General features: G+C 65.5%; 12 protein-coding genes. 4 read left to right on the top strand and 8 right to left on the bottom strand.

All coding sequences use genetic code 11. The features are described from left to right. Window positions 1-708: alanine dehydrogenase (locus RTN46_RS14305; RefSeq protein ID WP_396157812.1), on the top strand; the 708-nt coding region annotated here is incomplete at its 5' end. A gap of 77 nt (window positions 709-785) precedes the next feature. Here the strand turns inward: RTN46_RS14305 and RTN46_RS14300 are convergent. The 3 genes from RTN46_RS14300 to RTN46_RS14290 all read right to left on the bottom strand — a co-directional run bounded on the left by RTN46_RS14300 (window position 786) and on the right by RTN46_RS14290 (window position 3,982). Further along, entirely contained in the window at window positions 786-2,117 is a 1,332-nt protein-coding gene (locus RTN46_RS14300) for an MFS transporter (RefSeq protein WP_312182353.1), read from the bottom strand. Between the two features lie 84 nt (window positions 2,118-2,201). Next, window positions 2,202-3,248, bottom strand: coding sequence for a Gfo/Idh/MocA family oxidoreductase (locus RTN46_RS14295; protein ID WP_312182352.1), 1,047 nt, complete (start codon window positions 3,246-3,248; stop codon window positions 2,202-2,204). After that, complete coding sequence (locus tag RTN46_RS14290; protein ID WP_312182351.1) at window positions 3,245-3,982, bottom strand: GAF and ANTAR domain-containing protein; 738 nt, start codon at window positions 3,980-3,982, stop codon at window positions 3,245-3,247. The genes RTN46_RS14295 and RTN46_RS14290 overlap by 4 nt, the downstream gene beginning before the upstream one ends. A gap of 271 nt (window positions 3,983-4,253) precedes the next feature. Between RTN46_RS14290 and RTN46_RS14285 the strand changes: the two genes are divergently transcribed. Then, on the top strand, window positions 4,254-4,709 hold the full coding sequence (locus RTN46_RS14285) for a hypothetical protein (RefSeq protein ID WP_312182350.1): 456 nt from the start codon (window positions 4,254-4,256) through the stop codon (window positions 4,707-4,709). Between the two features lie 124 nt (window positions 4,710-4,833). Here RTN46_RS14285 and RTN46_RS14280 read toward each other — a convergent pair whose 3' ends face one another. From RTN46_RS14280 to RTN46_RS14270, 3 genes are all read right to left on the bottom strand, one after another. After that, complete coding sequence (locus RTN46_RS14280) at window positions 4,834-7,047, bottom strand: catalase (protein WP_312182348.1); 2,214 nt, start codon at window positions 7,045-7,047, stop codon at window positions 4,834-4,836. A gap of 297 nt (window positions 7,048-7,344) precedes the next feature. Continuing rightward, complete coding sequence (locus RTN46_RS14275) at window positions 7,345-7,536, bottom strand: hypothetical protein (RefSeq protein WP_312182346.1); 192 nt, start codon at window positions 7,534-7,536, stop codon at window positions 7,345-7,347. A 52-nt stretch (window positions 7,537-7,588) separates the two neighbouring features. Further along, complete coding sequence (locus RTN46_RS14270; RefSeq protein WP_312182344.1) at window positions 7,589-8,548, bottom strand: lantibiotic dehydratase C-terminal domain-containing protein; 960 nt, start codon at window positions 8,546-8,548, stop codon at window positions 7,589-7,591. 395 nt (window positions 8,549-8,943) lie between these two features. Between RTN46_RS14270 and RTN46_RS14265 the strand changes: the two genes are divergently transcribed. Together RTN46_RS14265 and RTN46_RS14260 are read left to right on the top strand one after the other, a co-directional pair. Next, entirely contained in the window at window positions 8,944-10,035 is a 1,092-nt protein-coding gene (locus RTN46_RS14265) for a helix-turn-helix transcriptional regulator (protein ID WP_312182343.1), read from the top strand. A 47-nt stretch (window positions 10,036-10,082) separates the two neighbouring features. Next, on the top strand, window positions 10,083-11,375 hold the full coding sequence (locus RTN46_RS14260; RefSeq protein WP_312182342.1) for a PLP-dependent aminotransferase family protein: 1,293 nt from the start codon (window positions 10,083-10,085) through the stop codon (window positions 11,373-11,375). A gap of 20 nt (window positions 11,376-11,395) precedes the next feature. Here RTN46_RS14260 and RTN46_RS14255 read toward each other — a convergent pair whose 3' ends face one another. Continuing rightward, complete coding sequence (locus RTN46_RS14255) at window positions 11,396-11,602, bottom strand: hypothetical protein (protein ID WP_312182341.1); 207 nt, start codon at window positions 11,600-11,602, stop codon at window positions 11,396-11,398. Window positions 11,603-11,634: 32 nt separating this feature from the next. Beyond that, window positions 11,635-12,603: dihydrolipoamide acetyltransferase family protein (locus RTN46_RS14250; protein WP_312182340.1), on the bottom strand; the 969-nt coding region annotated here is incomplete at its 5' end.

Below are 12,603 nucleotides of genomic sequence, written 5' to 3'. Positions count from 1 at the left end.
CGGCTGGCCGTGCAGGTGGGCGCGCAGTGCCTGATGGCCCCGGCGGGCGGTCCCGGCCTGCTGCTGGGAGGAGTCCCCGGCGTACGTCCGGCGAAGGTTGTTGTGCTGGGCGCAGGTGTTGCCGGCACCAATGCCGTGGCCATCGCCGTCGGCGCTCATGCTGATGTCACAGTGCTGGACATCAATATCAACCGGCTCCGCGAGCTCGACGCCCAGTACGCCGGGCGCATCAAAACGGTCGCCTCCAATGCCTTCGAAATCGAACGCGCTCTGCTTGACGCGGACCTGGTCATCGGATCAGTGCTGATTCCCGGCGCCCGGGCCCCGAAACTGGTCACCAATGCCATGGTCGCCCGGATGAAGCCCGGCAGTGTCCTGGTGGACATAGCCGTGGACCAGGGCGGCTGCTTTGAGGACAGCCGCCCCACCACGCACGAGGACCCGACGTTCCGCGTGCACGGCTCCCTGTTCTACTGTGTCGCGAATATGCCCGGCGCTGTGCCGAACACCTCCACCTACGCGCTGACCAACGTGACCCTGCCGTACGCCGTCGCGCTGGCGGACAAGGGCGTTCGGGAGGCCTTCGAAGCCAGCCCGGCCCTGGCCCGCGGCCTGAACATCGCCGGCGGATCGGTGACCCACCAGTCGGTCTCCGACGCCCACAACCTGGAGCTGGCCAGCGGCTGGGCGGAGCTCGTGGCGCCCTGATCCCCTCATGGCACCGAAAGCGCGGGCCGGCAGCCCCCGAAAGGACTGCCGGCCCGCGCTTTATGTTCCGGGTGCGGTCAGTGGGCCGCCGGCACCTTGGCCATGGCACCTCGGAGTACGGGGGCGCCCAGCATGGAGATCACGACGGCGCCCAGGCCCATCGGGATCACAAAGAGGAAGTACAGGTCGCCGGGCGTCCAGCCGCCGTCGATCAGCGTGCCTGCCAGGATCGGGGAGACTATCGCGCCCACCCGGCCCATCCCGATGACCAGGCCCAATGCCGTGCTGCGGACGTCCGAGTCGTAGTAGGTGGGGCTGATCGCCAGCATGCCGGCGATCGGGGCATTGGAGCCGAAGCCGACGAGGGCGGCCGCGAACAGCGCCAGAGGCAGGGATCCCTCGGTGGAATTGGCGAACGCCACGAAGGTGGCGGCGCCGACGACGAAGAACACCGCCAGGACCTTGCGCATCTCGTAACGCGCACCAAAGACGCCCAGGACCACGGCGCCCGTGATGGCGCCGACGCTGAACAGCACGCCGGCGGTGATGCCGTCCTGCGCGCTGAAGCCGCTGGCCGTGATCAGCTTCGGCGTCCAGGAGTTCGCAAAGTAGAAGCTCGCCATCAGGATGAAGTACGCCAGGGAAAGCAGGATGGTCCTGCGGGCATTCGCCCCGGTCAGGACGTCGGCGAAACGGGACTTCTTCTCGCTCCGCACCGCCTGCTCCGGCAGTTCACTAACGGGTTCCTGGCCGATCCGGCGCAGGGTCTCGTTGATGCGTTCCAGGGCGTTGGCAGGCCGGCGAACCGACAGGTAGTCGATCGATTCGGGCAGGAACTTCATCACCAGCGGGATCATGATGACCGTCGCGACGGCGCCGAAAAGGAAGGCCGAACGCCAGCCGAAGGAGACGATCAGGACACCCGTGACCAGGCCGCCCAGGACCCCGCCGATCGGTTGGCCGATGCTGACGATGGCCAGGGCTGTGGACCGGCGCTTGGCGTTGGAGAATTCCGAGGCAAACACGTTGATGGTGGCCTGCAGCGTGCCGATGGCGACGCCGGTGATCAGGCGGAGGATAAGCAGGACGGCGTAGGACGGTGCAAACACCGCGCCAAGCATGCCGAGGGCGACAACGCAGACGCCGATCAGGAGTGTCTTCTGCCGGCCGATCACGTCCGCAATGGTGGAGACGAAGATCGATCCAACTGCCATGCCCACTAGGGCGGCACTGAGCAGGAAACCGAGTTCAGCGCCGTTGAGGTCCCATTCCTTGGAAACATCGGCTGCGCTGAAGGCCATGACCAGGACGTCAAAACCGTCGATCATGTAGAGGGCTGTACAAATGGCAATGATTCCGACTTGCTGCCGGCTCAGGGTGGAATCTTCGATCCGGTCTTTGAGGTGCATTCCTAAAATGCTAGGCGAGACGTTTCACACATCGTGATTTGGGTCGCTTTCGCGGGCGGCCGTTACGCGGGGCGGAAAGGCGGATTACAGGCCGGCGTGGATCCGGCGTATTATCTCCAGTCCGCGCAGCGAATCCGCCGGGTCCACCGGAACCGGAGCACCCTGCAGCAGGCTCTCCGCGAGCTTGGCGTAGTAGTCCTGGTAGCGTCCGGGCACAGTGGGTACCGGTACCGCTGTTCCGTCCCGGCCCAGCAGGCCCCATACCGCCTGGTCCTCGGTGCCGTAGCCGGGAGCGCCGGGCAGCAGGCCGGCGTCGAGCTGGGCTTCCTGGGGATCCATGCCGCGCTTGATCCAGGAAGCCTCGGATCCGGTCACCCGGAACCGGTCACCGGCCTGCGGCGCGAGGGAGTTCATCCACAGCTGGGACTGCACACCTGAGGCGTGCTGCAGGACGGCAAACGCATCGTCGTCCGGACCTCCACCGCCGCGCCGGACGGCGACTTCGGCGTACACCGGCTCGGCCGGTCCGAAGAGCTGGAGCGCCTGGTCGATCAGGTGGGGACCTAGGTCGAACAGGATTCCGCCGCCGTCGGCTGCCCCGGAGGCTGCCTTCCACGGCTTGGTGACGGTGGGCTTGTAACTCTCCATCCGGGACTCAAAGCGTGTCACGGTTCCAAGCGCGCCGCGTTCCAGGAGGCCCCGCAGGGTCAGGAAATCCCCGTCCCAGCGCCGGTTCTGGAACACCGACAGCATCAGTCCCGCCGCACCGGCCTGTTCGATCAGGTCCGCAGCGGCCTCCGCCGTGTGGGCAAAGGGCTTATCCACCACGACGCCGAGCCCGGCATCCAGTGCCGCCTGCGCCAGTGGGGCGTGCGTCCCCGGCGGGGTGCTGATGACGGCAAGATCGAGGCTCCCCGCGCGCTCCAGCGCCGCTTCTGCACTGGGTACGACGGCGGCATCCGGGTAGGCGGCAGCGGCGGCCGCCGCACGGGCCGGGTCGGCAGTGACAATAACGTCAAGCGAATAGTGCGGGTCCTGGGCCAGCAGCGGCGCGTGGAACACCCGGCCGCCCAGGCCATAGCCGAACAGTGCGGTGCGGAGCGGAACGCCGCGGCGTGCAGTCGCCGTCACGACGGTTGGAAATGGGTCTCGGACGGCGCGCCGTTCAGCCGAGCCACCAATTCACCGGCCAGGACCTTGAGTTTAAGGTTCCGGCCGTTTGAGGCGCGTTTCAGCGTTTCGAAGGCTTCACGCTGGGTGCAGCGGTTCTGTCCCATGATGATGCCGACCGCCAAGTCGATGTCCGTGCGGGACTGCAGGACTGCCTGCAGATCTTCCACGGCGGCCGCGTGCTGAGACATCCTTACCGCCAGGCGCAGTCCCAGCGAGGCTTCGGCTGCGTAGGTGCGGGCCACCCGCTGGAATTCTTCGTCGAACACGCCGGCGGACCGGGAGTAGAGATTCATGGCCGCCCGGGAATGCCCCTCAAGGCCCAAGGGAACTGCGTAAACGGACTGGACGCCCTGCGCCACGACGTGCTTCATGTACTCCGGCCAGCGTTCGTCCGAGGACGTGTCCGGGACATGGACGGGTTCGTGGACGCGCAGTGCGTGCAGGCAGGGCCCGTCATCGAAGGCGTACTGCATTTCATCCATCTCCAGCGCGGTGCTGTCGCTGCTGGCCACCGTGTAGCTGAGTCCGCGGGACCGCTGCAGCGTAATGCCGCAGTACACCGGGCCGCGCGAGGACAGCGAAGAGGAACTCAACCGGGCCAGGTGCTGGAGAAACTCCAGCACGTCCTCGTGGTGCACCAGCAAATCCTGCAGTTGTGCCGCCGTCGCGGTCCCGGACCTCAGGTCATCCATGTTTCATTTCCCGCCCCAGTGCCCGCACTCTGATTCCCCCAATTGTCGTGTCCGAGGTTAGATACTACGATATTTGAATACGGTCAAGACGCGGCCCTAGCTTCCTGGATACATTTTATGGAGTTATTGATGGGCCTCCCGGCACACTTGCCGATATGCCACCACTGCGGCGTCGACGATTATCTAATTTACGAGTACTACACGGGACCAACCGAGCGCGGGCCAGGTGTTGTCAGTTACTCGTGTTCCGCCTGCGAGTCTTTCGCCGGCCATGAAGTTCCGGCTGGCTGGGCTCCGCCAGGGTGGCGCCTTGGGCGCTGACCAGTCCCTGCCTGCGACCGGCAATCTGCACCTGCTGCTCGGTGCTGCCGCTCACCTGTCAGGACAGGCACGGATCCAATATTTAGCCGATCTGTCCCTGACAGAGAACTCCCTGGCCGCGCTGAGAGCACTTTCCAGAGACGGGGTACCGGTGGCTGAGGTTGCCAAAACGGCCGGCCTGACCGTCGGAGACGCAGCGGCCGGCCTCGCTGCCCTGGGCACTGCCGGATACGCGGACGCGTCCCCGCAGGCGGCGTGGTCCAGGAACAGGGCCGGCCAGCAGATCCTGGATGAACTCGCCCTGCGGAAGGAAACCTGTGAGGCCACGCCGGGGACGGACGGCCTGCGGCAGGCGCTGTTGGTCCTCATCAAGACGATGGATTCTGAGCCCTCGGCCTCCGGCTAGGGGCGCTCCGCTGCCGGACACAGCTGGGGGCACGCGAAAGCGGGTCCGGAGCAGGATTCCTCCTCTCCGGACCCGCTTCGCTGCCGGCCGTAGCCGGCCTTTGCCGGTTAGGTCGTCAGGCGCTTTACGCGGCCGGGAAGCGTTCCCAAACCCGGTGCTTTGACAGCAGCGCCGCCAGATCCGGCACCATCTCCGCCGGTTCCGCCACGAGTACCCCCGGGGCGCCTTCCGGAATGCCCGACGCCGCCAGCACGGCCCCGCCCGAACCCCAAGCTGCCAGGGCCTTGGAGTGGCGGTAGGCCTCCGTCAGCAGGATGGCGACACGCGGATCGACGGCGGGGTGCCCGGCCGGATTTCCGGCCTTGGCATCAAGGCTGTCAGCGTCATCGGCGCCGTGTTCGCCGGAGCCGGCAACGATCACGGCGTCGAACTCGGTGGAGCGGGCCGTGAGGTAGGTCCGCTGCGCCGGGATCTCACCGCCCAGCTTCCCGCCCCTCGGCGCGATGACCAGCGGAACCATGTCCGCTGCGTCGATGGCGGCGCGCAGCTGCGTCAAGGCTGCCAGATCGGTAGTGTCATCCGCCAGGATGCCGATGATCCGCCCCGCCACCGGCCACGAGTTCCCAACCTGCCGGAGGGCCGGGCTCGGGTCAGCGTCTTCGACCGTGAGCGTGGGTGCCGGGACCGGAAGACCCAGTCCGGCTGCCACCTCGGCGCATAGCCGCTCGTCAATATTGGCGAGCAGCTGCAACTGGCGGATCCGGATGTTCTCCTCGTAGCACTTGCCCAGTTCGAAGGTGTAGGCCTGGATCACGTGGTCCTGCTCCACCGGGGTCAAGGAGCGGAAGAACTGCCGCGGCTGGCTGTAGTGGTCATCGAAGGTGGCCGGGCTCTGGCGCACCTTCCGCGATTCGGCCACCGGCGTCGGGACGTCGATGAATGCACCCATGTCAGCGCCAGCCAGGAACGGACAGCCGCCATCCAGCGAGTTGGGCTGATAGGGGGCTACTCCGCTGTGCACGGCGTCCTGGTGGAACCCGTCCCGCAGCATGTCGTTGACCGGGGCATGCGGGCGGTTGATCGGAATCTGGTGGAAGTTCGGGCCGCCCAGACGGGTCAGCTGGGTATCGATGTAGGAAAACAGCCGGCCCTGCAGCAGTGGGTCATTGGTGACGTCGATGCCCGGCACCAGGTGGCCGGGGTGGAAGGCGACCTGCTCGGTTTCGGCGAAGTAGTTGGTCGGATTCCGGTTCAGGGTCATCGTGCCGATGATCTGCACCGGAGCCAGTTCCTCGGGAACGAACTTGGTCGGATCAAGCAGGTCGATGCCCTCGAACATTTCCTCTTCGGTGTCGGGGAAGACCTGGACGCCGAGGTCCCACTCGGGGTAGGCGCCCGCCTCGATGGCGTCGGCCAGGTCCCGGCGGTGGAAGTCGGGATCCATGCCGTTGATGATCTGGGCTTCTTCCCAGACCAGCGAGTGCACGCCAAGCCGCGGCTTCCAGTGAAACTTCACCAGCGATGTCTCGCCCTTGGCATTGACCAGGCGGAAGGTATGGACGCCGAAGCCTTCCATGGTGCGGAAGGACCGCGGAATGCCGCGGTCGGACATGTTCCACATTGTGTGGTGCTGCGCTTCAGTGTGCAGGGAGACGAAGTCCCAGAAAGTGTCATGCGCGCTCTGGGCCTGCGGAATTTCCCGGTCCGGGTGTGGCTTGCCGGCGTGGATCACGTCGGGGAACTTGATCGCGTCCTGGATGAAGAACACCGGGATGTTGTTGCCGACCAGGTCGTAGGTGCCTTCGTCGGTGTAGAACTTGGTGGCGAAGCCTCGGGTGTCCCGGACCGTGTCAGACGAGCCCCGGGAGCCAAGAACTGTCGAGAAACGGACGAAAACGGGAGTTTGTGCGTCCTTCGCCAGAAACCCTGCGCGGGTAATGCCGGAAGCCGCGCCGTTGGCGACGAATACCCCGTGGGCGGCGGCGCCGCGTGCGTGGACAACACGCTCCGGGATGCGCTCGTGGTCAAAGTGGGTAATTTTTTCCCGCAGATGGTGATCCTGCAGTAGGACGGGCCCTCGCGGTCCCGCCTTCAACGAGTGGTCGGTGTCCTGGAGCCGAGCGCCCTGCGCGGTGGTCAGGTAACGGCCCGACTGCGCGGTGGCAGTCTTCGGTGCTCCCGTAGGAACACCTGTGGGGGAAACTGTCTCCGGCCCGTCCTGGTCCGGCTTGGGCGGCAGGGGCTCGTGCGGTTCCGTTGGCTCAGCCAGACTCGGCGGCTGGGGCGCCGGCGCACCGGGGATGGATAGTCCGTTTTCGGAAGTGCTCTGATCAGCCATAAAAGCCTCCATCTCGTGAACCTGTGGGACAGCCGGTTGCGTGCGGCCCCGCCACCAACCCTACCTAAAAAATAGTAAGGCTACTGAACAAGTTGGTGGCGGAGAAAATAAAGGACGGATCCGCCTGTAGGGGGGGCACAGGCAGATCCGTCCTTGTGGGGTGTTATCCACCCCGTGCCGCCGCTTCGTCATGAGCTCCCGCAGTGGAGCCGTCCCGATTCGGCGGACATTTGTGGTGGCGCAGTTTCCTGCTCCGGAGTTCCTGGCCTGCGGTCTCCGCTCCGGCCAGGAAATCCATTAGTCCCAGAGACCGTCGGCCCAGGCCGCGTCCCTGAGGTAATCGCGCGCCGGCCCAACGCTCCAAAGCTCTCCACGCGACTCGACGTACCCCATGTCGCGCATGTCTTCAACGGTGCCTTCACTGCAGCCCAGGACCGTTCCCAGGTCCTTGCTGTCCGCAGCCAGAACTACTTCATTCCGTTGTGTCACCGTGACGACCTCCTTCGTTTTTCAAGATGTTCCCCCGGTCCATCCGGAGAGGCTAGTGCTTGTCCAGGAGCATGGCTTCGCGCTCTGTACTCCAGGTCCGGGCGTAGAGGCCCATGGCAGCTTCCTCCCGGAGAGACAGTCCAAGCCGGTTCAGGAGCATGTGCGCCTGGTACACCGTGAGGTGCTGGGCGCTGCGGCTGACCCGGGCCTTGTCTGCACGGTAAAGGTAGGTGTCCATGGTGCGGAACCAGCGGCGTCGCCAGTTCTCCACCGCGGACTCGGCCGCCGTCGCCGCCATCAGGCGATGCGTGGGCATTACCTTCGCGCTGACCTGAACGGTCATCGCCTGCCGGACGCTTGCCGCGCGGGGCCCAAAACCCGCGGTGCAGCTGCGCAGGTGGCTGTCCCAGTAGTAATCCCAGGAAAGCCGGCGCCGGTCCGGCCAGCTGGAGGCCCGTGGCCCCTTCATCATGCTCCGCGCCGAATCGAAGAGGAGCAGCGAGCCCAGCGCCCACCGGTTCTGGACTTTGGGGAAGCGGGCGGTCGCCCAGGTGCCCAAGTCCGAGGAGAGTTCGAAAACCTCTTCCGCCAGGGCCAGGCCTTCGACTCCGCCGTACTTGGCGAGGTCGGCCTCCACCCGCGGGTCCTGCTGTTCAGCGCCTCCGGGGCCAAGCCGGTCGCAGGCGGGTTCCCCAAAGGCATGTGTGACGCTCAGGTGCCCGATCACACCGCTCGCCTGTTCCTGGAGGGCCCCAAGGAGCGACTGCAGCCGCTCCAGTGTTTCGTGCGGAGCTAGGATTTTCATTCTCACGTGTGCGTTTGAAGGCTCGGAGCAGCGGGTGTAGAACCACCGCTGCGCCCCCCAGAGCTGAGCCTGCGCCGCCAGCGGGGTAACCAGTTCTCCAATGATGCCGTCCGCTACATCGAAGCCGCCGGTATAGATGGAAAGTGTCCACCACTGAGTGCTTGCATTAGTTCGCGAGGCGTTTCGAACTGCTGTTAGCTGGCTCATGGCGTCTTCCTCCGGGTTCAAAGCTGGTTACCACCGCTGGGGCGGGTCTATATGGTTTGTGCTGGATGGTTCTCCCCCCAAGGTGAGGGGACTAAGTCAGAACCATTCCCAGCTCTTGATGGAAACCGTCGATCCTGTGGCTTTCTTCATGGTCGTATCCCCTCTTATAAGTTCGACTGGTTGCACAGCCGGCCGTGTTTGACTCCGAAAGCTTCCCCCGCCCCGTGATGGCGTGTCCACAGTTCCGAATTTCAGCTTCCTGTCATGTCCGCTTGATGCCCGAAGCGGCCTCAAAACCCCTAGTGGAGCCAGCGGCGACACGCTGTGCGGCATGGTTTTCGGAGGATAAAGTGCCCCACACGGGGAGATAGTGTAAACATTGGCATTAACCTGCCATGGCATTCTCTCCGGGTTCCAATTTGGACACGGAATGCTTTGCCCACCGGGATGACAGGGCACCGGTGCTGACTTACGTAACGGTTTTGATGACCATTACGCCGCGGCTTGAGGAGGAGAAGGTGCTTGATCAGGTGTCAGTTGAGGTGTACCGCTACGCGGTCTCCCACCCTGGCTGGACCCCCGCAGAGGCATCCGACGCCCTGGGGTACACAACCCGCGCCATAGATCAGGCTGTGGACGAGCTTCGCTCACGGTGCCTGCTTTTCGCCGAAGGCACCGGCACACCCGTCTACACCGCCGTTTCCCCCGACGTCGCGCTTGCCGAACTTGTGGATCCCGATGAACGGGCGATGCTCGAACTCCGCTCCCGCATCGGATCCAAGCGCCGGGAGCTGGCGAGCCTGGTACCCACCTTCGCCGAGGCACGCCGGCAGGCAGCAGCGGATGCCTCAGTGGAAGTGCTGGAAGACCCGGAACAGGTGCAGCGCGTCCTGATCGAGTACGGACGTTCGGTATCCGATCGCGTCCTGATTGCCCGGCCCGGGCACGGCTCCAACGCCGATTTCCAGGAGGAAAGTGTCCAGAAGGACCTGGATCTGCTGCACGCGGGCGTCCGGCGGCAGACCCTCTACCACTCCAGCACGCGTGACCACGTGCCCACCCGGAAGGCCGTGGAAATGATCAGCGGGTCCGGCGGCGAGTTCCGGACGCTCCCCTACGTCCCGCTGCGCACCCTGATCTTCGATGACAAAGTAGCGGTCGTGGCCCGGCAGCTGCACAGCTATGACCGCGCAGGACTGGTCATCCGGGACCCGAACCTGATCGGCCTGTTCGCCATGCTCTTCGAGTTCGCCTGGAGCCTGGCGGCACCCTTCCTCGAGGAAGACCCGGGCAAGGCCGGGCTGACCAGCACCCAGCGGTCCGTGCTGGCCGGCCTGGCAGCCGGACACTCGGACGAAGTCATCGCCCGGAGGGTGGGCATCAGTGTGCGCACCTGCCGGCGCCACATCGCCTGGATGCTCGAAGAACTGAAGGCCGAAAGCCGCTTCCAGGCCGGGGTGAAGGCGCATAAGGCTGGTTGGATTTAGGAAACGTGTGTTGCTTATCGGTCAACCTCGGTGCCATGATGTGGCCCATGACTTTTGAGGAGACCACGGGATCAACGCTGACTCCGGAAGCACAGGTGGCGCTTGACCGGGCCACGGATTCCGCCCATCGGCACCATGACCTGCTTTCCGACCGGGCCTTCCACATCAAGCAGTCGGCAGTCCGCGATGTTTTCGACATTTCCATCCGCCCGGGCCTTATTTCCCTCGCCGGGGGCAGCCCGTACCTGCAGTCCCTCCCCCTGGACCAGCTGGCCGATGCGTCAGCGGAGATCATCCGCACCCAAGGCCTGGCAGCCCTCCAGTACGGCCCGGGACAGGGCCTGCAGGAACTGCGGGAACTGGCCTGCGAGGTGATGGCCGCGGAGGGCATCCTGAACGCCGATCCCGAGGACATCGTCATCACCACCGGCTCCCAGTCCGGCCAGGACGTGGCGGCCAAGGTGTTCTGCAACCCCGGGGATGTTGTGCTCTGCGAGGACCCCACCTATGTGGGCGCACTAAACGCCTTCGAGGCCTACGAAGTGGATCTGCAGCCGGTTCCCATGGACTCAGCGGGACTGATCCCGGAGGCCCTGGAGGAGCGGATCCGCTCACTGCGGGCCGAGGGCAAGCGGATCAAGTTCCTCTACACGATTCCCAGCTTCAACAACCCGAGCGGAATCACCCTTTCCGCTGGGCGCCGCGACGACGTCGTCCGCATCTGCCGGGAGAACAACATCCTGGTGCTGGAAGACAACCCGTATGGGCTGCTGCGCTTCGACGGCGAGCCGCTCGTTCCGCTCCGGGCCAACCACCCCGAAGACGTGCTGTACCTCGGTTCGTTCTCCAAGATCTTCGCGCCCGGTCTGCGCCTGGGCTGGGCACTGGTGCCCAGGCACCTTTTCCGGCGCTTTTACTTGGCATGTGAAGCCGTCGTACTGTGCCCGTCGCCGCTGACGCAGCTGATCACCGCAGCGTACCTCCGCGATTTCGACTGGATGGGACGCATCCGGGATTCACGCACCCTCTACGCGGACCGCTGCGCCGCCATGCTTAGTGCCCTCGGAGAGCATATGCCGGAGGGCGTGGAATGGACTGTGCCGGACGGCGGGTTTTTCATCTGGGTGAGCCTGCCGGAGGGCATCGACACGTATCCACTGCTGACCGAGGCCATCGACGCCGGCGTGGTGTTCATTCCCGGCGCAGCGTTCACCCCGGGGGATGCCCCGAGCTCCCAGCTGCGCCTGGCGTTCAGTGCCGTGTCGCCGGAGGACATCGGCGAGGGCATCCGCCGGCTCGCGCCGGTGATCCGCCGGGCGGTTGAGGGACGGGCGTCCTAAGCCGGGCCGTCCTCACATCGCTACTTCCGGCGCCGCCGGTCCACCCAGGGCACCACGATCACAAAGAGCAGCGCCATGATCGCCAGCCGCCAGAGGGTGCCAAGGCCCGGCAGGAGGATGATCAGCAGGCTGGACACGATGAATGCGCCCGCGAGGATCCACAGCGTGCGCTTCCAGTCGATCTGGGGCCCGCCGCCGCGGTTCCCGGGTCCGGGATTCATTGCCATGGTTCTCCGATCGTTGCTGCTTCCCTTCGAGCCTAGTCCAGCAGCAGCGCAGGTTCCTCCAGGATGGCTGCAACATCGGCCATAAACCGTGCAGACAGGTCCCCGTCCACCACCCGGTGATCGAAGGAGCCGCCAAGGGTGGTGATCCAGCGCGGGATGACTTCGCCGTCGAGCACCCAGGGCTTCTGCTTGATGGTGCCGAAGGCGACGATCGCGACCTCGCCCGGGTTGATGATTGGTGTGCCGGTGTCGATGCCCAGGGCGCCGATGTTGGTAATGGTCAGGGTTCCGCCGCGCATGTCCGCCGGCGGGGTCTTGCCGGCACGCGCCGTGGTGGCAAGGTTATTGAGCGCGATGGCCAGTTCCTTCAGCGAGAGGTCCTGGGCGTCCTTGATGTTCGGAACCATCAGGCCGCGCGGCGTGGCGGCTGCGATGCCGAGGTTCATAAAGTGCTTGACGAGGATCTCGTCGTCAGACCAGGTCGCGTTCACCGACGGGTTGCGGGCGGCTGCCCAGATCACGGCTTTCGCCAGGATCAGCAGCGGGGAGACCTTGATGCCCTCGAAATCCCGGGACACCTTCAGGCGCTTGACGAACTCCATGGTCCGGGAGGCGTCCACGTCAACGAAGATGCTCACGTGCGGGGCGGTGAAGGCACTGTCCACCATCGCCTTGGCCGTCGCCTTACGCACGCCCTTGACCGGGATCCGCTCGATCCGGCGTTCCTGGGGCTTGGTCGAAGGCGACCAGAAGGTGTCCGCGGAATCCTGTTCCGACTCGCGCTGGGCCTGGTAGCTGATCAGGTCCTGCTTGGTGACCTCTCCCCCGGCTCCGGTGGCCGGTACATCGGCCAGGTTGATTCCCAGGTCCTTGGCGGCCTTCCGGACGGGCGGCTTCGCGAGGACACGCTGAAGCAGCTGGTTGAAGCGGTCCTGCACGGCTGCCCCGGCGGTAGCCACCGCCTGGCCGCGGGGGTCCTGGCGCGGCGCTGCGGCCGGCTG

The organism is Arthrobacter sp. (assembly GCF_031988865.1).
Taxonomy (GTDB): domain Bacteria; phylum Actinomycetota; class Actinomycetes; order Actinomycetales; family Micrococcaceae; genus Arthrobacter_B.
Note: the sequence above shows the minus strand (reverse complement) of the source record. Positions and strands in the feature narration are given on the sequence as shown.